This window comes from Micromonospora sp. NPDC005305, from assembly GCF_040607315.1.
In the GTDB taxonomy this organism is placed as follows: Bacteria; Actinomycetota; Actinomycetes; order Mycobacteriales; family Micromonosporaceae; genus Micromonospora.
On the sequence record NZ_JBEXGL010000010.1, the window covers coordinates 13,913 to 32,387 of the forward strand.

General features: G+C 72.6%; 24 protein-coding genes. 10 read left to right on the forward strand and 14 right to left on the reverse strand.

Annotation, left to right across the window (positions count from 1 at the left end):
• Window positions 1–27: 27 nt before the first annotated feature.
• The gene (locus tag ABZS80_RS18275) at window positions 28–1,677 is read left to right on the forward strand and encodes a fatty acid--CoA ligase (RefSeq protein ID WP_355057233.1); all 1,650 of its coding nucleotides are present in this window, start codon (window positions 28–30) and stop codon (window positions 1,675–1,677) included.
• A gap of 170 nt (window positions 1,678–1,847) precedes the next feature.
• On the opposite strand, the gene ABZS80_RS18280 is transcribed toward ABZS80_RS18275, so the two are convergent.
• The 5 genes from ABZS80_RS18280 to ABZS80_RS18300 form a co-directional block, all read right to left on the reverse strand.
• Window positions 1,848–2,861, reverse strand: coding sequence for an NADPH:quinone reductase (locus ABZS80_RS18280; RefSeq protein ID WP_355057235.1), 1,014 nt, complete (start codon window positions 2,859–2,861; stop codon window positions 1,848–1,850).
• A gap of 110 nt (window positions 2,862–2,971) precedes the next feature.
• Window positions 2,972–3,625 carry an HAD family phosphatase gene (locus tag ABZS80_RS18285; RefSeq protein ID WP_355057237.1) on the reverse strand — a complete coding sequence of 218 codons (654 nt, stop codon included), beginning with the start codon at window positions 3,623–3,625 and terminating at the stop codon, window positions 2,972–2,974.
• Window positions 3,626–3,652: 27 nt separating this feature from the next.
• Window positions 3,653–3,913: a YciI family protein gene (locus ABZS80_RS18290; RefSeq protein ID WP_151464489.1), complete on the reverse strand. Its 261-nt coding sequence runs from the start codon at window positions 3,911–3,913 to the stop codon at window positions 3,653–3,655.
• A 26-nt stretch (window positions 3,914–3,939) separates the two neighbouring features.
• Window positions 3,940–4,797 (reverse strand): hypothetical protein, encoded by an 858-nt coding sequence (locus ABZS80_RS18295; protein ID WP_355057621.1) that lies wholly within the window; start codon window positions 4,795–4,797, stop codon window positions 3,940–3,942.
• 139 nt (window positions 4,798–4,936) lie between these two features.
• Window positions 4,937–5,596, reverse strand: a complete 660-nt coding sequence (locus ABZS80_RS18300; protein WP_355057239.1) for an FKBP-type peptidyl-prolyl cis-trans isomerase — start codon at window positions 5,594–5,596, stop codon at window positions 4,937–4,939.
• A gap of 173 nt (window positions 5,597–5,769) precedes the next feature.
• Here ABZS80_RS18300 and ABZS80_RS18305 point away from each other — a divergent pair, with 173 nt between their 5' ends.
• The gene (locus ABZS80_RS18305; RefSeq protein WP_355057241.1) at window positions 5,770–6,162 is read left to right on the forward strand and encodes a PPOX class F420-dependent oxidoreductase; all 393 of its coding nucleotides are present in this window, start codon (window positions 5,770–5,772) and stop codon (window positions 6,160–6,162) included.
• 43 nt (window positions 6,163–6,205) lie between these two features.
• Here the strand turns inward: ABZS80_RS18305 and ABZS80_RS18310 are convergent, their stop codons facing one another.
• Window positions 6,206–6,781, reverse strand: coding sequence for a PASTA domain-containing protein (locus ABZS80_RS18310; protein WP_355057243.1), 576 nt, complete (start codon window positions 6,779–6,781; stop codon window positions 6,206–6,208).
• A gap of 108 nt (window positions 6,782–6,889) precedes the next feature.
• Window positions 6,890–7,927 carry a Ku protein gene (locus ABZS80_RS18315; protein WP_151464485.1) on the reverse strand — a complete coding sequence of 346 codons (1,038 nt, stop codon included), beginning with the start codon at window positions 7,925–7,927 and terminating at the stop codon, window positions 6,890–6,892.
• 85 nt (window positions 7,928–8,012) lie between these two features.
• On the opposite strand from ABZS80_RS18315, the gene ligD (ABZS80_RS18320) reads away from it, so the two are divergent.
• The 4 genes from ligD (ABZS80_RS18320) (at window position 8,013) to ABZS80_RS18335 (ending at window position 11,408) form a co-directional block, all read left to right on the forward strand.
• Window positions 8,013–8,951, forward strand: a complete 939-nt coding sequence (gene ligD / locus ABZS80_RS18320) for a non-homologous end-joining DNA ligase (protein ID WP_355057245.1) — start codon at window positions 8,013–8,015, stop codon at window positions 8,949–8,951.
• A complete protein-coding gene (gene ligD, locus ABZS80_RS18325) occupies window positions 8,941–9,855 on the forward strand; it encodes a non-homologous end-joining DNA ligase (RefSeq protein ID WP_355057250.1) in 915 nt (304 codons plus the stop codon). Before ligD (ABZS80_RS18320) ends, ligD (ABZS80_RS18325) begins: the two co-directional genes overlap by 11 nt.
• Window positions 9,856–9,994: 139 nt before the next feature.
• On the forward strand, window positions 9,995–10,513 hold the full coding sequence (locus ABZS80_RS18330) for a SigE family RNA polymerase sigma factor (protein ID WP_355057252.1): 519 nt from the start codon (window positions 9,995–9,997) through the stop codon (window positions 10,511–10,513).
• Window positions 10,514–10,520: 7 nt separating this feature from the next.
• Window positions 10,521–11,408: a hypothetical protein gene (locus ABZS80_RS18335; protein ID WP_355057254.1), complete on the forward strand. Its 888-nt coding sequence runs from the start codon at window positions 10,521–10,523 to the stop codon at window positions 11,406–11,408.
• A 61-nt stretch (window positions 11,409–11,469) separates the two neighbouring features.
• On the opposite strand, the gene ABZS80_RS18340 is transcribed toward ABZS80_RS18335, so the two are convergent.
• The 4 genes from ABZS80_RS18340 to ABZS80_RS18355 form a co-directional block, all read right to left on the reverse strand.
• Entirely contained in the window at window positions 11,470–12,555 is a 1,086-nt protein-coding gene (locus ABZS80_RS18340) for a hypothetical protein (RefSeq protein ID WP_355057256.1), read from the reverse strand.
• A gap of 95 nt (window positions 12,556–12,650) precedes the next feature.
• Window positions 12,651–12,872, reverse strand: a complete 222-nt coding sequence (locus ABZS80_RS18345; protein ID WP_355057258.1) for a hypothetical protein — start codon at window positions 12,870–12,872, stop codon at window positions 12,651–12,653.
• Window positions 12,869–13,135: a hypothetical protein gene (locus ABZS80_RS18350; protein ID WP_355057260.1), complete on the reverse strand. Its 267-nt coding sequence runs from the start codon at window positions 13,133–13,135 to the stop codon at window positions 12,869–12,871. Before ABZS80_RS18350 ends, ABZS80_RS18345 begins: the two co-directional genes overlap by 4 nt.
• A 28-nt stretch (window positions 13,136–13,163) precedes the next feature.
• Window positions 13,164–13,532: a DUF4267 domain-containing protein gene (locus ABZS80_RS18355; protein ID WP_262283261.1), complete on the reverse strand. Its 369-nt coding sequence runs from the start codon at window positions 13,530–13,532 to the stop codon at window positions 13,164–13,166.
• An 88-nt stretch (window positions 13,533–13,620) separates the two neighbouring features.
• Between ABZS80_RS18355 and ABZS80_RS18360 the strand changes: the two genes are divergently transcribed.
• The 3 genes from ABZS80_RS18360 to ABZS80_RS18370 all read left to right on the forward strand — a co-directional run bounded on the left by ABZS80_RS18360 (window position 13,621) and on the right by ABZS80_RS18370 (window position 16,016).
• On the forward strand, window positions 13,621–14,199 hold the full coding sequence (locus tag ABZS80_RS18360) for a TetR/AcrR family transcriptional regulator (protein WP_355057261.1): 579 nt from the start codon (window positions 13,621–13,623) through the stop codon (window positions 14,197–14,199).
• A gap of 27 nt (window positions 14,200–14,226) precedes the next feature.
• Entirely contained in the window at window positions 14,227–14,964 is a 738-nt protein-coding gene (locus ABZS80_RS18365; protein ID WP_355057263.1) for a TIGR03089 family protein, read from the forward strand.
• A gap of 134 nt (window positions 14,965–15,098) precedes the next feature.
• Entirely contained in the window at window positions 15,099–16,016 is a 918-nt protein-coding gene (locus ABZS80_RS18370) for an alpha/beta hydrolase (protein WP_355057265.1), read from the forward strand.
• Window positions 16,017–16,029: 13 nt separating this feature from the next.
• Here ABZS80_RS18370 and ABZS80_RS18375 read toward each other — a convergent pair whose 3' ends face one another.
• Window positions 16,030–16,470: a DUF1801 domain-containing protein gene (locus tag ABZS80_RS18375; RefSeq protein ID WP_355057267.1), complete on the reverse strand. Its 441-nt coding sequence runs from the start codon at window positions 16,468–16,470 to the stop codon at window positions 16,030–16,032.
• A gap of 141 nt (window positions 16,471–16,611) precedes the next feature.
• Between ABZS80_RS18375 and ABZS80_RS18380 the strand changes: the two genes are divergently transcribed.
• Window positions 16,612–17,472, forward strand: a complete 861-nt coding sequence (locus ABZS80_RS18380; RefSeq protein WP_355057269.1) for a GNAT family N-acetyltransferase — start codon at window positions 16,612–16,614, stop codon at window positions 17,470–17,472.
• Window positions 17,473–17,799: 327 nt separating this feature from the next.
• On the opposite strand, the gene ABZS80_RS18385 is transcribed toward ABZS80_RS18380, so the two are convergent.
• Together ABZS80_RS18385 and ABZS80_RS18390 are read right to left on the reverse strand one after the other, a co-directional pair.
• Window positions 17,800–18,066, reverse strand: coding sequence for a hypothetical protein (locus ABZS80_RS18385; protein ID WP_355057271.1), 267 nt, complete (start codon window positions 18,064–18,066; stop codon window positions 17,800–17,802).
• Complete coding sequence (locus ABZS80_RS18390) at window positions 18,063–18,329, reverse strand: DivIVA domain-containing protein (RefSeq protein ID WP_355057622.1); 267 nt, start codon at window positions 18,327–18,329, stop codon at window positions 18,063–18,065. Before ABZS80_RS18390 ends, ABZS80_RS18385 begins: the two co-directional genes overlap by 4 nt.
• Between the last annotated feature and the right edge of the window lie 146 nt (window positions 18,330–18,475).

Consider the following 18,475-nt stretch of genomic DNA (forward strand, 5'->3'; position numbering starts at 1 on the left):
GTGACCGGCGACACTACGTTGTTACCCATGCGTAGCACGATGATGGACGCCCCCCTCCAGGTCGCCCGGATCCTCGAACACGGCACCACCGTGCACGGCACGGCCGAGGTCGTCACCTGGACCGGCGCCGAGCCCCGTCGGATGACGTACGCCGAGGTCGGCAGGACGGCCGCCCGGCTGGCCCACGCGCTGCGCGACGAGTGCGGGGTGACCGGCGACGAGCGGGTCGCCACCTTCATGTGGAACAACAACGAGCACCTGGTGGCCTACTTCGCGGTGCCGAGCATGGGCGCGGTGCTGCACACCCTCAACATCCGGCTCTTCCCCGACCAGGTGGCCTACATCGCCAACCACGCCGAGGACCGGGTGGTACTGGTCGACACCACGCTCATCCCGCTGCTGGCCCGGGTGATCGGCGAGATGACCACGGTGCGGCACGTCGTGGTGGTCGGCGGCGGCGACCCGGCCCCGCTGGTGGCCGCGGCCGGCGACCGGATCGCCGTCCACCACTGGGACGCCCTGCTGGCCGACCGGCCGGAGGTCTACGAGTGGCCCGAGGTGGACGAGCGCGACGCCGCCGCGCTCTGCTACACCTCCGGGACCACCGGCAATCCCAAGGGGGTCGCCTACTCGCACCGCTCGATCTACCTGCACTCGCTCCAGGTCTGCATGCCGGAGGGCTTCGGCCTCGGCCCGAAGGACCGCGAGCTGGCCATCGTCCCGATGTTCCACGCGATGTCGTGGGGCCTGCCCTTCGCGGCGTTCCTCTCCGGCGCGTCGCTGATCATGCCGGACCGGTTCCTCCAGGCCGAGCCGATCGCCGCGATGATCGCCGCCGAGCGCCCCACCCTGGCCGGCGCGGTGCCGACCATCTGGACCGACCTGCTGGCCTACCTCGACAGTCACGACGTGGACACCTCCTCGCTGACGGAGGTGATCGTCGGCGGCTCGGCCTGCCCGCCATCGCTCATGCACGCCTTCCAGGAGCGGCACGGGATCGAGGTCATCCACGCCTGGGGCATGACCGAGATGTCGCCGCTGGGCTCGGTCTCCCGGCCGCCGGCCGGCGCGACCGGCGAGGCCGCGTGGCGCTACCGCTACACCCAGGGCCGGGTGCCGGCCGGGGTGGCCGCGCGGATCGTCGGCCCGCTGGGTGAGCCGCTGCCCGCCGACGGCACGTCCGTCGGCGAGCTGGAGGTCCGCGGGCCGTGGGTGACCGCCCGGTACGTCGGCGACGACACCCCGGACGAGGAGAAGTTCCGCGACGGCTGGCTGCGGACCGGGGACGTCGGCACGCTCTCGCCGGACGGCTACATCACCCTCACCGACCGCGCCAAGGACGTGATCAAGTCGGGCGGGGAGTGGATCTCCTCGGTCGAGCTGGAGAACGCGCTGATGGCGCACCCGGCGGTGCTGGAGGCGTGCGTGGTGGGCGTGCCGGACGAGCGCTGGGACGAGCGGCCCCTCGCCACCGTGGTGGTCCGGGAGGGCGCCACGGTCACCGCAGAGGAGCTGCGCGAGTTCCTGGCGACGTCGGTGGCGCGCTGGCAACTGCCGGAGCGGTGGGCGTTCATCGATTCGGTGCCGAAGACCAGCGTCGGCAAGTTCGACAAGAAAGTGGTGCGTTCCCGCTACGCGGACGGTGGCCTGGACGTCCGGGAACTGACCGCGCCGTAACACTTTCCGGCGTAGCGTCGCCAACACGGGTAGGAGCATTCCTCCCCAGAGGGCGGCCCCGGCGTTCGCACCGCGCCGGGGCCGCCCGTCCATGCGGGGCGACCCGCAATGTCATTCTCGCGAAACTTGTTCGTCTCTGTCCCGATGATGGCTAAATACGTTTCGCGTTCTCACGTGTCGCTGGTCGTGATGAGCACCTTGCCGACCACCGAGTTCTCCACCGCCTCGTGGGCCGCCCGCGCCGCGTCCAGCGTGTGGTGGTGCAGCGGCAGGCCGGCCTCCTCGCCCACCCGCACCGCCCCCTGGGCCACCGCCGCCGCGATGTCCGTGACCGCCTGCGCCTTGGCCACCTTCGGCGCCGTGTAGATGAGCACGAACTGCCAGCGGGCGTTCGGCATCATGAGCGGCCGGATCGGCAGGGTCACCTGCTCGCCGCCGTCGTCCGCGTAGACACAGACCGCGCCCCCGGTGCGCAGCACCTGCACGTCGGCGGCGGCGTTGCGCGCGGCCGAGACCTCCACGATCGTGTGCACCCCGTCGGGCGCGATCTTGCGGACCTCCTCGACCACGTCCTGCTCCCGGTAGTTGATGACGAAGCTGGCCCCGGCCGCCGCCGCGAGCTGCGCCTTCTCCGGGCTGCTCACGGTGGCGATCACGCACGCGTCGGCCCACCGCGCCAACTGGATCGCCGCGTTCCCCACCGCGCCCGCCCCGCCCTGCACCAGCACCACGTGGTCGCTCAACGCGCCGGCGTGCAGCTTGTCCGGCATGAACTCACCGGCGGTCAGGCAGCGGTGCGCGGTCATGAACGGGATGCCCAGCGCCGCGCCCAGGTCGAACGACGCCGAGCCGAGGCTCACCGCGTGCCGGACCGGCACCACCGTGTACTCGCTGGCCGTGCCCCAGGGCCGCTGCCAGGCCGCCTCCCAGAGCCACACCCGCTCGCCGATGAGGATCTGGTCGACGCCCTCGCCGACCGCCTCGACCACACCGGCGCCGTCCTGCCCGGGGATCTGCCAGCCCTGCGGCAGCGGCCAGGCGCGGCGGGCCTTCCAGTCGGTCGGGTTCACCCCGGCCACCGCCATCCGCACCAGCACCTCGCCGGGGCCCGGCTCCGGCACCGGCCGGTCCACCACCTGGAGCACCGAGGCGTCCCCGTTGCTCTCGTACACGATCGCCCTCATCGCCCGTCCCCTCCGCCGTCCTGCCGGCTGCGCTACCCGGACGCCCCGCGATCATTCCGATCCGGCGCGCCCCGGAAACCGTACAACCGGGGCATGCGCGGACACCGGCCTCAGTCGAGCCGTTCCACCACCTCGGTGGTGAGCGCGTCGATCGACGGCAGCAGCACGGCCGCCAGGGCCTCCGCGTCCGGATCGAGGGGATAGGAGCCGTGCGGCACGGCCACCACCCGGCAGCCGGCGGCGGCCGCCGAGCGGACCCCGTTCGAGGAATCCTCCACCGCCACGCACCGCGACGGGTCCACGCCGAGCCGCGCCGCCACGGCCAGCCACACGTCCGGTGCGGGCTTGCCCCGGGCGGTCTCCTCGGTCGACAGGGTCGCGCCGAACGCTCCGGCCAGACCCGTCGCATCCAGCGCCGCCGCGATCAGCCGGGTGGGGGAGGAGCTGGCCAGCCCGAGCGGCCACCGCGCGGCCGTGCGGCGCACCACCGCGTCGGCGTCGTCGATCAGGGGTACGCGCTGCGCGTACCGCCGGGTCATCTCCGCCACCACCTCCGTGGCGACCTGCTCGGCGCTGCGGTCGACGCCCAGCTCACCGCTCAGGTAGGCGGCCCACTCGCCGGTGCTCATCCCCATGAGCCGGCGCTGGGTGTCCGGCTGCCAGGTGCCACCGTGCTCCGCCACGTACGCCCGCCGGACCTCCTCCCAGACGGGCTCGGAGTCCACAATCACGCCGTCCAGGTCGAAGAGCACCGCGTCCACCACGTACCCATCCTGCCGGACGGCCCGGGGTCAGGTCAGGAACGGCGCCCACTCCCGGATCCGGGTGACCTCGACGCCGGGCGTGGTGAAGTAGGCGTCGGCCGCGAGCAGCCGGTCCAGCTCCGGCCGGTCCGGCACGTCGAAGACGAGCACGGCGCCGGCGTCGTCGGCCAGCGGGCCGGCCATCCGGATGGTGCCCTTCCCGTGCAGCTCGGTGAGGAGCGCGCGGTGGGCGGGGCGGGCGGCGAGCCGCTCCGGCGCCTCGGTGAACGCCAGTTCCACGATCCACATGCCCGGAAGGCTACGCCGCCCGGCGCTCAGCGGGTGGGGCTCGCCGCCTCCGTGCTGACGCTGCGCTGCGCCGGCAGGCCGATCGGGGCCTTCGGCGGGATGATCGTGCGGCACCGGGTGGCGATCGGTTCGAGCAGCTCGCGCAGCCGCGCGGTCCGCTCCGCGCCCAGCGCCCGCCACGGCCCGAGGGCCGCCCGGTCCGTGGCCTCCTCGACGGCCCGGAAGGTCGCGGTGCCGTGCTCGGTCGGCGACCGGTCGGCCGTCAGCCAGCCCGCCTCGACCAGCCGCTCCTCGGCCGCGGCCCACTCCTCGTCGGTCCAGCCCCGGGCCGGCTGGTGGAACTCGCGGGACTGGTCGACCCGGCACCGCCAGGCCACCACCTCCATGGGCGCCAGACCGGTCGTGACCAGCGCGGCCACGTGCCCGTCGCCCCGGTGCTCGCGCAGCGTGGTGGCGGCCTGCCAGAGCCGGGCCAGCGGGTACTCGCCCCGCGGCAGCGCCGCGTTTACCGCGCCGAGCACCCGGCCGGCGGTCTCCACCCGCGCGGCCGCCTCCTCCAGCAGGTCGGCCGCCTCGACCAGGTGCGACTCGGGCAGCTCGTAGGTGAACTCGGCGAGCGCCTGCACGGCGCCGGTCAGCCGGGCGCGCAGCGCCTCCTCCGGGGTGGCCAGCCGCCATACCGAGGGCAGCGCCCGGGCCACCATCGACGGCGCGAAGCTGAAGAACGCGGCCACCACGGTCGGCGCGCCGACCGGCCCCAGCGGGGCGGCCCGCCCGGCGAAGTAGCCCCGCCAGTAGCCGCGCAACCCGACCGCCTCGTACGCCGAGCGCGCCCGGGGGTGGAAGTAGGTCACCGCGTGGACCGGCTCGAAGAGCGTCCACATCAGCCGGGTCAGCCCGGTGTCGTCCAGCGCCGCCACGTGTACCTCCGCGTCGGTGGGCGGGTCGCCGCGGGCGGGGGGACCGCCCGCGGTGACCATGAACCTACTGCCGCTGGGTGACCGGGCGGAAGCCTGCTGTGACCTACTGCGCGGCGAGCACGTCAACGACGAAGCGCAGCGGCCCGGCGGGACGGCCGCCCGACGCGTCCTTGCCGTACGCCAGCTCGGCCGGGATGTCCAGCTGCACCCGGCTGCCGACCGGCACGCCCACCAGGCCCTGATCCCAGCCCGGGATGACCTGCCCGACGCCGATCGGGAAGGTGGCCGGCTGGCCGTTGTTCCAGGAGGCGTCGAACTCCTTGCCGTCCTTGTAGAACACGCCCACGTAGTTCGTGGTGATCTGCTGGCCGGCCTTCACCGCCGGGCCCTTGCCCTTGACCAGCGTGGTGACGGAGAGCTTGGTCAGCTCGCCCTTGCCCGCCTCGACGGCCGGCTTGCTCTTCAGCGCCGGGTCGAGGTCGGCGGGCAACTGCTGTTCCGGGGCGGCGGTGGGCTCGGCCGGGGCGGTCGCGCTGGCCGACGCGGTGGGGCTCGCCGGCTTGTCGTCGTCGCCGTTGTTGAGCCAGACGATGCCACCGATCAGGGCCGCCACGGCGATCACACCGGCGGCGGCGCCCAGCATCGACTGCCGGCGGCGCCTCGCCTCGGCGGCCTTCTTCGCCGCCAGCTGGGCGGCCAGCCGCCGCTCCGCCTTGGTGCCCGGGCTCTGGCCCGCCGACCGGTTCTCCACGCGCTCGCTCACGTCGACTCCCTGCTGGGTGGGGTGGGTGCGCCTCCGGCGGGCCGCCGCCGAAGCCAGCGCACACGGTACCCGCCCGGACGCCCGCGGTGCTCCCTCGGCCGACCCGATCCCGACAAGCTGGCGCCGGAGCGAACAAGGGTGACGGCCGGGCCCACGGGGGTAGGTTCTCCACCATGGCGATCCTCACCGAAGAAGACCTGGCCCTGCTCGCCGAGCCGCAGCTCGCCCACGTGGCGACCATCGAGTCCGACGGCACCCCGCACGTCACGCCGGTCTGGGTGGACACCGACGGCGAGAACATCGTCTTCAACACGGCCAAGGGCCGGCAGAAGTACCTGAACATGGCCCGCAACCCGGTGGTCGCGGTCTCGGTGGTGGACAAGGCGGACGACTTCCGCACCCTGTGGGTCAAGGGCCGGGCCGAGTTCGTCACCGAGGGGGCCGACGCGCACATCGACCGGATGGCGCAGAAGTACCTGGGGCAGGAGACCTACCCCTTCCGCCGGCCCGGCGAGGAGCGGGTGATCGTCCGCATCACCCCGACCGAAAAGCTCGGCCGGGGCTGACGAGCTGTGACATCCCGCCGGCTGGGCCGGCGGGATGTCCGCGTCAGCGCTGCTTGGTGCAGGTCAGGACCACCAACTCGTCGAGAGCGACGCGGGTGCCCTTCTTGTGGGACTGCTTGGTCACCGTCCAGTTGGCCGCGAGGAGCACGACGGTGTCGTTCTCGTCCTGGCTGCCGAACTGGATGTCGGTCAGGCCCAGCTTCTCGAGCTTGTCCTGGGCGATGGCGGCGTTCATCCCCACCAGGTTGGGCATGACGACGGTGGTCGGCTTCGGTGGGGCTGCCGGGGTGGTCGGTGCGATGGACACGGTCGGCGCGGCGGTGGTGGGAGCCGCGGCGGTCGTGGGAAGCAGCGACGGGACGACCGGAGCGGCAGCAGCCGTCGGCGCGACCTTCTTGGCCGACGTGGATGCCGGGTCGTCGTCGCCGACCAGCGCGGCCACGCCGGTGAGGCCGCAGCAGCCGAGGACGACCGCGCCGATCACGATGCCGATGATCGCGCCGGTGCCGAGCTTGCGTCGGGGTGCGGGCGGGGGCGGGACCAGGAACGGCGGCGGGGGCTGGCTCGCCGGTGGTTGGTGCGGGGACGGCCAGGGCGAGGTGGGGGGCTCGGTTGTCACCGAGCGATCTTTGCGAGCTCAAGCAACTGCTCGAAACCCCCGCTTGGCCAGTCACCGTCAGCGGGTTGATGTCCTGCAAGATCCAAACGGTCGGCGGGGATTGGCAGGTCAGGCGGTCTTGCGGGGGGCGGCCTTCTTCTCGGCGGTCTTCTTGGCCGGTGCCTTCTTCGCCGGGGTTTTCTTGGCGGCGGTCTTCTTGGCCGGCTCGGCCTTCTTCTCCGCCGCCTTCTTGGCGGGCGCCTTCTTCGCCGGGGCCTTCTTCTCGGCCGCCTTCTTGGCCGGCGCCTTCGTGGCCTTGGCCGCCTTCTGCGCCGAGCGCGCCGCCGAGATCGGGGTCGGCTCGCCCGCCCCGCCCTCCGGCGCCTCGCCCCGGGCCGCGCGGGCCCGCTCGACCGACGCCTTCAGGGCGGCCATCAGGTCCACCGCGGCAGCCGGCGCGGCCTCTTCCTCCTCCGGCTGGACCACCTCGCGGCCCTCGACCTTCGCGTCGATGACCTCCTGCAACGCCGCCCGGTAGTCGTCGGTGAAGGCGTCCGGCTCGAACTCACCGGCCATCGAGTCGATCAGCGAGCTGGCCATCGCCAGTTCCGGCGGGCGTACCTTGAGGTCCTCGTCCAGGAAGCCGAAGTCCGGCTGCCGCACCTCGTCGGGCCAGAGCATGGTGTTGAGCAGCAGCACGCCCTCGCGGACCCGCAGGGTCGCGAGCTGCTCCCGCTGGCGCAGCGCCACCTTGACGATCGCCACCCGCTCCGAGTCGGCCAGCGCGTCGCGCAGCAGCACGTACGGCTTGGTGGCCGTGCCCTCCGGCTCCAGGAAGTACGCCTTGTTGTAGAGGATCGGGTCGACCTGTTCGGCCGGCACGAACTCCAGCACGTCGATCGCGTGCGAGGTGGTCAGCGGCAGCTCGGCGAAGTCCTCGTCGGTGAGGATGACCATCTCGCCGCCGCCGATGTCGTAGCCCTTGGCGATGTCGTCGTAGGTCACCTCCTCGCCGCAGACCGAGCAGGTGCGCTTGTAGCGGATGCGGCCGCCGTCCTCGCGGTGCACCTGATGGAAGCGGATGTCCTTCTCCTCGGTCGCGGAGTAGACCTTCACCCCGATCGACACCAGGCCGAACGACACCGCTCCTTTCCAGATCGCCCGCATGACGCGCTCCTCTCCCCGGTTCTGACCAGAATCGCAAATGATCGAACGGGACGCACGCGCTTCCGCGTGCAACTACAGTCAGAAGGTGCCCGGCGCGCCGTTGAAGCCGATGCTCGCAATGACCGGGCAGCTCCCGGCCGGTGATGGCTGGGCGTACGAGTTCAAGTGGGACGGGGTCCGCGCGCTCGCCGACATCAGCCGCGGCCACCCGCACCTCTACGCCCGCTCCGGCGTCGAGATCACCACGGCGTACCCCGAGTTGATTCCCCTGGCCGAGCAGGTCGACGACGCCCTGCTGGACGGCGAGGTGGTGCTGTTCACCGACGGCCAGCCGTCGTTCACCGCGCTCGCGGAGCGGATGCACGTGCGCAACGCGGCCAAGGCCGCGCGGCTCGCGGCTACCGTCCCCGTCACGTACATGATCTTCGACGTGCTCCGGCTGCGCGGCGCGGACCTGACCGGCATGCCCTACCGGGAGCGGCGCGCCGCGCTGGAGTCCCTCGGGCTCGGCGCGGCCCGGTGGGCGGTGCCGCCGGTCTTCGCGGACGGGCCGGCCACCTACGCGGCGGCCGGCGAGCACGGCCTGGAGGGGGTGATGGCCAAGCGGGTCGACGCGGTCTACCGGCCCGGGGTGCGTTCGCCGGACTGGGTGAAGGTCAAGCTGGAGGTCACCGGCGACTTCGTGGTCGGCGGCTGGCGGCCCGGCGCGCGGAAGGTCGGCGGCCTGCTGGTCGGGGTGCCCGGCCCGGACGGGCGGCTCGTCTACCGGGGCCGGGTGGGCGGCGGGATCGGTGCGGCGATCGAGCGTGAGCTGCTGCGCGAGCTGGAACCGCTGCGCGCCGCCGGGTCCCCGTTCGCCGGCGACGTGCCGCGCGAGGATGCCCGCGGCGCGATCTGGGTAAGTCCCCAGGTCGTGGTGGAGGTCAAGTACGGCCAGCGCACGCCGGACGGCCGGCTGCGCTTCCCCCGGATCCTGCGCCTGCGCCCGGACAAGCCCCCCGAGGAGGTCGAGGATGCCAGCTGACCGCTTCAAGGTGGAGGTGGAGGGCCGCTCGCTGGAGCTGTCCAACCTGGACAAGGTGCTCTACCCGAAGGCCGGCTTCACCAAGGGCGAGGTGATCGACTACTACACCCGCATCGCCCCGGTGCTGCTGCCGCACCTGCGGGACCGGGCGTTGACGCGGATCCGCTACCCCAACGGCGTCGACGGCGGCTCGTTCTTCGAGAAGAACGCGCCCGCCGCGACCCCCGAGTGGGTACGCACCGAGAACCTGCCCGCCCCCGGGTCGAGCAAGGGGCGGGAGACCATCGACTACGTGGTCGCCGACGACCTGCCCACGCTGGTCTGGCTGGCCAACCTCGCGGCGCTGGAGCTGCACACGCCGCAGTGGAAGATCGGCCAACACCCGGACATGATGGTGGTCGACCTGGACCCGGGCGCACCGGCCGCGCTGCGGCAGTGTTGCCAGGTGGCGCTGCTCATGCGGGACCGGCTCGCCCAGGACGGCATCGACAGCTACCCGAAGACGTCGGGGAAGAAGGGCATGCAGCTCTGCTGTCCGATCGCGGGCACGCAGTCCTCCGACGACGTCTCGGCCTACGCGAAGCGGATCGCGCAGGAGTTGGAGAAGGCGCAGCCGAAGCAGATCGTCTCGAAGATGGCGAAGAACCTGCGCCCCGGGAAGGTCTTCATCGACTGGAGCCAGAACAGCGCGGCCAAGACGACGGTGGCGCCATATTCGCTGCGGGCCCAGGACGTGCCCTCGGCGTCCACCCCGCTGACCTGGGACGAGGTCGAGGCGGGCGCGGCCGGGAAGCGCCCGTCGACGAAGCCGTACACGGCCACCGAGGTGCTGAAGCGGGTGGAGAAGCAGGGCGACCTGCTGGCCCCGCTGCTCGACGGCGGTCCCGAGCTGCCGCTGCGCTGACCCGGCGCCCACTCCCGAGGTGGACGCCGGGCCGGATGTCAGCGGCGGCCGAACACCTGCCGGCTGGTGCCGAGCCGCAGGAGCATCGTCTCGCCGGCGTCCGTGACAACCTTCCGTGCCACCGCGACGTGTTAGGGGCGTGACCGACCAAACGCAATCACTGTCCGCGGCGGACCGGTCGTACGTCGCCTTCGTCGAGGTGGCCTGGCAGCGACATATCCGGCTGGCCATGCTGCTGGCCGGCGACCGGTGGCGGGCCGAGGAACTGCTGCAGGACAGCCTGGTCAAGGTGTACGAGCGATGGCGGCGGCTGTCCCGGCTCGACGACCCGCACGCCTACCTGCGCCGCGTCCTGGTCAACAACCACACGTCCGGATGGCGCCGGCGCCGCCGGGAGAGCCTCGTCGCGGACGTCCCCGACCGGGCCGCCCGGGCCGGTGACGTCGGCCCCGACGCCGTCGTCCTGCGCAGGGCGCTGATGTCGCTGCCCGCGAAGCAGCGTGCGGTGGTGGTGCTCCGCCACTACGAGGACCTGACCGAGCGCGAGGTCGCCCGGCTGCTGGGTTGCTCGGTAGGCACCGTCAAGAGCCAGAACGCCCGGGCGCTGGACAAGCTCCGCCACCTCCTCGACGAACCCTCCCACACGGTAAGCAGGTGATTCAGTCATGAACACGCTCGATGAGCGGCTCGCCAACCGACTGCACGACATCGTCGACGACGAGCCGGGCTCCGTACCCCCGGTGGGTGCGCTGCTCGATCGCGGTCGGCGGGCGCGTCGTCGCCGGACGACCACGATGGTCGGTGCGACGTGCGCGCTGCTGGCGCTGGGCGTCGCCACCGCGGCGACCGTGGCGACGACACCGGCGCCGGGCCGTCCCGGCGTCACCGCCGAGGCGTCGCCGCCGGAGCCGGCCTCGCCGGCGCTCCAGCTGGTCTCGGCCGTCACCGCCAGCGAGAACATCAGTTACCGGATGCGGCTGACCAACTCGGGGCCGCAGGGACTGACGTACGAGGGCGCGTTCGACCCGAGGACTGCCATCGGGTACGTCCGTGTGGCGCAGGACGACTCCGTCATGACCGAGCTGCTGATCAACGGCACCCGGTACGAGGGCGCGGAACGCCCGCGGGGCAAACTGCCGGCCGACAAGGTGGGTCCGGGTGAGATGTACGGCCGCTACGGCCAGTACCCGGGCAGGTATGACCGGCTGTCCCTCTACGGCGACGGGAACAGTGTCCTGGGTGCCGCGGCACCCGACCCGGCGGCCCTGTTCACGGCGCTCAAGAGCGCGAACGCGACGATCTCCGAGAAGCCCGACGGGACGTTGCACTTCGGCTACACGACGTCGGACAAGGCCGGGTCGACCACCACGTCCGGTGACGTCACGCTCGACGGCGACGGCCGGATCGCCACGGTGGTCCTCACCGGCACCTGGCAGTCGACGGCGAAGGGCCGGCTCGACACGGGCACGTTCAGCTCGACGCTCGAACTCTTCGACTACGGCGTCACGGTGACGGTGAAGCGCCCAGCCGACGTCGTCAAGGTCAAGAAGTAGCGGTCTCCCACCGGCGACGAGCTGCGCGCGACCCGACCGGTCGCGGGCAGCTTTGCTGTCGTCAGCGTGCGGGCGCGTGAGCAGCCGACGAGGGGGTGTGCAGCCGCCACCAGCCGGCGCCGACCAGGGCAAGGACGATCACGCTGATCGCCACGTCGCCCAGCAGGGCCGCCGCCGGCGTCGCCGGGGCATAGGTGGGCACGGCGTACGCGTACGCGGCGGCGACGAGCAGGCTGGCCGAGCCGGCGGCGAGCACGTGCCGCTGCCCCCAGCCCGGCCGGTGCGACCAGCGCACGAGCAGGACGGCGGTGGTGGTGGCGAGGGCCAGCGCGAGGCCGATGCCCGGCCAGCCTGGCACAAGGCCGGTGCCCGCGTATGCGACGGCGACCGCAAGGCCGACCCAGATCGGACGCGGCGCGAGCGGGGTGGTCGAGCGGACGGGTTGCGGCTGGTCTCGCGCGGTCCGGGTGTCGGGGGTGAGTGCTCCTGGCGGGTTTGGTGCGATCGACGTGGCGGCGGCCATGAGTCGCGGTCGGTGTCGCAGGGCGGCGGTGATCAGCGCCAGCGCGACAACGGCGGCGAACGCCAGCTGTGCCGGGGCGGCCAGGAAGTTTTTCCGGCCGCCGTCGTCGGCGAAGACCAGCAGGCTGCCGGCCAGCCAGAGCAGGGCGACGGCGGCCAGTCCCGGCCGGCCCAGCCACGGCCGCAGCCGCCGGTCCGCTCCCAGGTAGGACTCGACGAGCGCGATGGGCCCGCAGATGCTCAGGGCCACGTGGTTGCCCACGTAGTCGACCGCCTGCCGGGCGCTGAACCCGAGGCCGGGCACCGTCGTCTGCTGCGCGACAGCCTGGGTGTCGGCGAATTCGGTGTCGTCGAGGAACCCCGGATTGAACAGCGACTGGTCGACCAGGCCGGCCTGGACCACGCCGAACGCGGCGGCGAGCGCCACGATCCCCGGCCAGCCGAGGCCGAGCCGCCGGGCCGTCTCGCGGATCAGCAGGGCGGCGCCCCCGTACATGGGGGCGAGCACGAGCACCACGAACGGCATGCCGGTGAGGGTGAAGCCGCCCCAGGCGCACTCGGCAGCCCAGGGGGCGAGCAGCAGGAGCGCGATGGCGGGCGGAAGGCGGCGGCGCTTGGCTGTCATGGCCGTACCGTGCCCGGCCGGCCCGGACCACCGAAACGGCCATCGGCCGACGGACCCGCGACCAAAGTCGACGGTCGCGGGTCCGGTCGTCGGTGTCAGCGACGGGCGGCGTCCCAGGCGGCGCTGCTCCGGAAGTACGTGTCGTACAGCTCCTGCACCTCCAGCAGGCTCTCCGGCGGCACTTCGCCGTAGGCGATCCGCTCCAGGTGGCGGAAGTACTCGAACCGTTCGACGCCCGGGGTGATGACGATGAGGATGTCCGCGCTCTCGCCCGGTGCGGCGGCGAACGCGTGCGCCACGCCGGGCGGCACGATCACGAGGTCGCCGCGCTCGGCTGCTCCCCGGAGAGCAGTTGCGCGGTGCCGTCGAGCAGGTAGAACAGCTCGGCGGAGTTGCCGTGGTGGTGCGGCCGGGCGCCGTCCGCGCCGTCGGTCAGCGTGACCCGCTGGGTGGAGAGGGCCCCGCCGGTGGCGCTGCTGTCGGCGAGCAGCCGGATCGTGGTGGGGGCGCGGCCCACCACCTCGGCGTCCGCGTCACGGACGATGACGGACCGGTCGAAGTCGGGCGTGATCAGGGACATCGCGCTACTCCTGTCGTGGCGGTGTGGGTCAGAGGGCGAACAGCAGGACGGCGTTGAGCAGGACGACCACGGCGGTGGCGAAGTGGACGCCGAACGCGACGGCCTTCCTGCCGTGGCGCAGCACGATGAGGGTGTCTCCCAGCGGGTTGATCGCGACGATCAGCATGTACCAGGCGACCGCCTCGGCGTTGGTGAAGGCGATCAGCGCGAGACCGAGCAGGCCGTAGCTGAGGTCGCGCAGGCCCTTGATCGTGAGGTAGGCGGGGTCCTCGTCCGGCTTGACCGGCACGCCGTAGCCGGCGGCCGAGGCCTGGGGCGCCAGGAGGAACCGGGCGCCGATGAAGACACAGAAGAGGCTGAGGACGACGGCGAGCCCGTAGGCGATGGCGCTGAGCATGTTCGACTCCAAGTTCTAGCGCTGCTAGGTCTGAGAGCGAAGCTAGCAGAGCGGCGGCAGATTGGCTAGCGGTGCTAGAGTTCTGGTCATGTCGATTCAGGCGCGCCGGGAGCGCGAGCGGGCGGAGCGCGAGCGGGCGATCATCGCCGCGGCCCGGGAGCTGGCCGAGTCGGAGGGCTGGGACGCGGTGACCACCCGCCGGCTCGCCGCCGAGATCGAGTACAGCCAGCCCGTCCTCTACAGCCACTTCAAGGGCAAGGACGCCATCATGGCGGCCGTCGCCGTGGAGGGCTGCGCCGATCTGGCCGTCGAACTCGCCGCCGCTCGGGCCGCCGCGACCGACCCGCGACAGGCGGTGGCCGGCATCGCCACGGCGTACGCCGCGTTCGCCGAACGCCGGCCCGCGCTCTACGACGCGATCTTCACCCTCCCCGTCGACCTGTCCTTCGGCACCCAGGAAACGCCCGTCGAGCTGGCGCGGGCCTTCGCCGAGCTGGCCCAGACCCTGCGCCCCTTCGCCGGCGACGACGACCTGGAGACGTTCACCGAGACCTTCTGGAGCGGGCTGCACGGCCTGGTCACGCTGATGCGCAACGGCCGGCTCCGGCGGGAGGAACACGAGCGGCGGCTGGCCATCCTGGTCGACCGGTTCACCCGGCTAGGGTGAGCTGACCGCCAGGGAGGAGTGGACCCGATGGCCGACCACACAACCGTCGCCGTCGCGACCGGCGAGCCGCTGCTCAGCTACCTCGACGGCGCCACCGGAGAGCGCACCGACCTCACCGCGCAGCAGTTGGGCGCGTGGGCGGCCCGCAGCGCCGGGCTGCTCCGGGACGGCTGCGGGCTGCGCCCCGGCGACCGGGTCGCGGTGCTGCTGCCGCCGCACTGGCGCACCGCAGCCGTGCTCATCGGGGCCTGGTCGGTCGGGCTGGCGGTCTCGTTCCGGCCCCGGGCCCTGGCCGGGCTGCCGGTCCTCGAACCCGGCGCCGACCTGCCGTACGACGCCGTGTTCGTCACGCCGGAACGCCTCGACGACTGGCTGGAGGACGTGCCAGAGGGGACGCACCGCTACCTCGTCGGCACCGGCCCCGGCCCGCTGTCCTCGGTGCCGCTGGGCTGGTTGGACTGGTCCACCGAGGTGCTGCGGCACCCCGAGATCGCCCCCGACCTGGGCGCTCTCCGCCCGTCCGATCCGGCCAGCCCGGACGGCACCAGCTACGGCGAGTGGGGGGCCGTGGCCCGGGAGTACGCCCAGCAGCTCGACCTGCGTGCCGGCGACCGGCTGCTGGTCGACGCGGGCGAGCACGAGCAGCCGTTGAAGTGGCTGCTGGCCCCGCTTGCGGCCGGCGCGTCCGTGGTGCTGTGCGCCAACCTCGACCCGGCCGACCGCGACGCCCGCATCGCCGGGGAGCGGGTCACCCGGGTGCTGTGAGGGCGGGGGCGGTCGGCCGCTGATCCTAGCCATCCCGGAGCCGCCGGAGACGCCTTCTCCGGGAACGCCGCCGATGGCCCTCGCCCGCCTCTAGCGTGCAGTCGTCGGTGGGGCGAGCACGAGGAGCGGACGGGATGAACGCCAGCGGATCCGCACCGTCGTTCACGGACCTGCGGCAGGTCGACGCCGGGGTGCTGACCGTTGGATACGTCGACGCCGGGCCACCGGACGGGCCGGTCGTGCTCCTGCTGCACGGGTGGCCGTACGACATCCACAGCTTCGCCGAGGTCGTGCCCCGGCTGACGGCCGCCGGCCACCGGGTGCCCGTGCCGCACCTGCGCGGCTACGGCACGACGCGGTTCCGGTCGGACGACACCATGCGGAACGGCCAGCCGGCGGCCCTCGCCTCCGACGCCGTGGCCCTCATGGACGCGCTCGGGGTGCAGAAGGCGACCCTCGCCGGGTTCGACTGGGGCGCCCGCACGGCCGACATCATCGCCGCGCTGTGGCCGGAGCGCTGCCAGGGCCTCGTCTCGGTCAGCGGCTACCTGATCGCCGGGCAGGAATCGGGGCGCACGCCGCTCCCGCCGCAGGCCGAACTCTCGTGGTGGTACCAGTTCTACTTCGCCACCGACCGCGGTCGCGACGGGTACGAGAAGAACCTGGACAGCTTCGCCAAGCTGATCTGGCGCACGGCGTCCCCGAAGTGGGCCTTCGACGACGAGACGTTCAACCGGAGCGCGGCCTCGCTGCACAACCCCGACCACGTCGACGTCGTCATCCACAACTACCGCTGGCGCCTCGGGCTCGCTCCCGGCGAGCCGCAGTACGACGAGGTGGAGCAGAAGCTGGCCGCGAACCCGAGCATCGCGGTGCCCACCATCACCCTCGAAGGCGATGCCAACGGCGCACCCCATCTCGACCCGTCCGTGTATGCCGGGCGCTTCTCCGGCCGGTACGAGCACCGGACCGTCAGTGGCGGCGTCGGGCACAACCTGCCGCAGGAGGCGCCGCAGGCGTTCGCCGACGCGGTGTTGCAGGTCGCAAGCTGAACCCCTGGCCTGGTCAGCGCTCGCTGGCCCGGTCGACGCCCTTGTGCACCCGGACCGTGCGGTCGACCAGCTCGCGCAGGGCGCTCTCGTCGACGTCGTCGAGCCGCTTCAGGTAGAGGCAGCCCTTGCCGGTCTTGTGCGGGCCGAGCCGGGCCAGCACCGACGGGTAGCGCTCCTCGTAGCCGCCCACCAGGTAGACGACGAGCTGCTGCTTGCGCGGCGAGAAGCCGACCAGGGGCCAGTCGCCCGTGCGCCCGTTCTCGTAGGTGTAGCGGTAGGTGCCGAAGCCCACGATGCTCGGGCCCCACAGGACCGGGGACTCGCCGGTCACCTCGCGCAGGAGGGCGCAGAGGCGCTCGGCGTCGGCCCGCCGGCGGTCATCAGGCACGGCCGCCAGGAAATCGTCGACGCTGGCGTCGGTCGGTACGGTCACCGGCTGCTTCGAGGTCGCCATGTGCTGATGCTCCCAGGCGGGTATGACAGCTCATACGGTCCTGAATCTGATTGACACCCGCCGTGGGTGCGGTGCCTACTGCTGCCGGGCTTCATCACCGCCGGGTGGCCGGCCGGTGGGCACGTGAGGACAGGGGTAGGGATGGCCGGAACGGACGCGCCGACCTGGGAAGAGTTTGGCGAGGAACATCTCCCGGAGCTGGCCCGGCTGGTCGAGGCGTGCCTGGCCGTCGACGGGGGGTTGCCGCTGTTCGCGCGTACCCCGCTGTTGCGGGCGCGGCTGCTCCAGACCCGTACCCTCGGCGCCTGGCACGACGGCGGCCTCGTCGCGGCCGTGGGGGTCGGCCTCGGCGGGCAGACCGCCACCAGCACCGGCCTGGTGCATCCGGACTGGCGGGCGCGGGGCCTCGGGGGGCGGCTGCTGAGCTGGGCGGAGGAGCAGGCGGGCGACGCGGACCTGCTGGTGACCACGGAGTCGTGGAGCGCGGGCGCGGACGCGCTGTTCACGGCGCGCGGCTACGAGCGGACGTTCGCCGAGTGGGTGCAGCGGCACGACCTCGGGGCGCTCCCGGAGGTCGCCCGGCCCGTCGACGTGACCGCCGAGCCGGTGACGCTCGGGCCGGAGTTGTTCGAGACCTACCGGGCGTCGTTCGCCGACCGGCCCGGGTTTGCCTCGCCCACCGCGGAGGAGTGGCTGGATGAGCTGGGGGAGGACGACGAGTACCGGGCGGATCTGTCGCTCATCGCGCGTGGTCCCGATGGTGCCGCTGTCGGCTTCGTCAACGTCATCGACAACTGGATCGACCAGGTGGGTGTCGTCCCGGGGTGGCGGGGGCGGCGGGTCGGGGCGTATCTGGTGGCTCGTGCGCTGGTCGGTCTCGCGGCCGACGGGGCGCAGGAGGTGTGGCTCTGCGTCAACGACAACAACCCGGCGGCTGAGCTGTACCGGCGGCTCGGGTTCCAGGACTTTGGCCGGCGGGCCCGCTACCTGCGCCGTTCGTAGCTCTTGGGCGCGCTCGGCCTTCGTGGAGGCCGAGCGCGCTTGTCCTCACGGGATGGGGCAGCCATCCCGGGGTGTCGGCTTACTGGAAGAGCCGGCCGGGACGGGTGGCCTTCGCCTTGGTGACCAAGGAGTCTCCCCGTCTACGGCGCACCTGGATGCTCTTTGTAGCCCTTTTGATCGGGGTGAGGATTCTGTCCTTCATCGCGTTCCTCGCTTCTCTTCAGAGATGGTGCTTCCGGCGCAGGGCGTCTACCGACCTGCCTCCAGTGCGCGTACCCGCTGGGTCCGTCGCCATTCCGTCAGCACTGGCCGCGGCATCGGTCCTGCTTAGCGGCGGGTGAGCCAGGGTGCGCGGCGGGCGCAGGGCGAGGTGTGGTCGACCGGTAGGGCGCAGCGGCCGCCAGGGGGCAGTGGGCGGTCGCAGAACACCCAGTGGCGTAGGGACTGCTGATCCTCGGGCGAGACGGTTACGCCGCCGGGCTCTACGCGGGCGCTGAGCTGGGCGAGTAGGCGGGCTGCCGTGCGGGCGAAGATCCGGGCGCGGCGCAGGTCGGGGGCGGTGACCGGGAGGTGGATCACCCAGCGGTTGGTCATCGGTAGAGGCGGTTCGCGGATTGGGCGCTCTGCCAGGAGCGCAGGGCGTTCTTGATGCGGACGTTCTCCTCCTGGACCGCTTGTAGGGCGGTTTGCGCGACCGTCAGTTCGTCGGCGACCTGGTGGAGGAAGGTGCGGATCTCGACGGGGTCCAGGCCCCGGCGGCGGACGTTGAAGCAGCGCTCGCGGATCTGCCAGGGGCGGAGCGGCTGTGCTCTGTTGGCTTGTGCGGTTGGTTGTTTTTCGTTGGATCGGCCTGCCACGCGACGGATCAGGTTGCGCACGGGGGACCGCCCTTCGTCGGGTCGCGTCGAAGTGTGGTGGGGCGGCCTCCGTCGGGTTGCAGTCGGCGGAGGCCGCCCTGCCCTGTGGCCTTGATTCGGGTACGGCGACAGGGCCGCGCTGCGGG

What these genes read in the sequence shown, in the direction of transcription:
- ABZS80_RS18275 (WP_355057233.1), top strand. Translation starts at nt 28, where the DNA reads ATGCGTAGCACGATGATGGACGCCCCCCTCCAGGTCGCCCGGATCCTC.
- ABZS80_RS18280 (WP_355057235.1), bottom strand. Translation starts at nt 2,861, where the DNA reads ATGAGGGCGATCGTGTACGAGAGCAACGGGGACGCCTCGGTGCTCCAG.
- ABZS80_RS18290 (WP_151464489.1), bottom strand. Translation starts at nt 3,913, where the DNA reads ATGTGGATCGTGGAACTGGCGTTCACCGAGGCGCCGGAGCGGCTCGCC.
- ABZS80_RS18295 (WP_355057621.1), bottom strand. Translation starts at nt 4,797, where the DNA reads ATGTGGACGCTCTTCGAGCCGGTCCACGCGGTGACCTACTTCCACCCC.
- ABZS80_RS18305 (WP_355057241.1), top strand. Translation starts at nt 5,770, where the DNA reads ATGGCGATCCTCACCGAAGAAGACCTGGCCCTGCTCGCCGAGCCGCAG.
- ABZS80_RS18315 (WP_151464485.1), bottom strand. Translation starts at nt 7,927, where the DNA reads ATGCGGGCGATCTGGAAAGGAGCGGTGTCGTTCGGCCTGGTGTCGATC.
- ligD (WP_355057250.1), top strand. Translation starts at nt 8,941, where the DNA reads ATGCCAGCTGACCGCTTCAAGGTGGAGGTGGAGGGCCGCTCGCTGGAG.
- ABZS80_RS18335 (WP_355057254.1), top strand. Translation starts at nt 10,521, where the DNA reads ATGAACACGCTCGATGAGCGGCTCGCCAACCGACTGCACGACATCGTC.
- ABZS80_RS18340 (WP_355057256.1), bottom strand. Translation starts at nt 12,555, where the DNA reads ATGACAGCCAAGCGCCGCCGCCTTCCGCCCGCCATCGCGCTCCTGCTG.
- ABZS80_RS18350 (WP_355057260.1), bottom strand. Translation starts at nt 13,135, where the DNA reads ATGTCCCTGATCACGCCCGACTTCGACCGGTCCGTCATCGTCCGTGAC.
- ABZS80_RS18355 (WP_262283261.1), bottom strand. Translation starts at nt 13,532, where the DNA reads ATGCTCAGCGCCATCGCCTACGGGCTCGCCGTCGTCCTCAGCCTCTTC.
- ABZS80_RS18360 (WP_355057261.1), top strand. Translation starts at nt 13,621, where the DNA reads ATGTCGATTCAGGCGCGCCGGGAGCGCGAGCGGGCGGAGCGCGAGCGG.
- ABZS80_RS18365 (WP_355057263.1), top strand. Translation starts at nt 14,227, where the DNA reads ATGGCCGACCACACAACCGTCGCCGTCGCGACCGGCGAGCCGCTGCTC.
- ABZS80_RS18370 (WP_355057265.1), top strand. Translation starts at nt 15,099, where the DNA reads ATGAACGCCAGCGGATCCGCACCGTCGTTCACGGACCTGCGGCAGGTC.
- ABZS80_RS18375 (WP_355057267.1), bottom strand. Translation starts at nt 16,470, where the DNA reads ATGGCGACCTCGAAGCAGCCGGTGACCGTACCGACCGACGCCAGCGTC.
- ABZS80_RS18380 (WP_355057269.1), top strand. Translation starts at nt 16,612, where the DNA reads ATGGCCGGAACGGACGCGCCGACCTGGGAAGAGTTTGGCGAGGAACAT.
- ABZS80_RS18385 (WP_355057271.1), bottom strand. Translation starts at nt 18,066, where the DNA reads ATGACCAACCGCTGGGTGATCCACCTCCCGGTCACCGCCCCCGACCTG.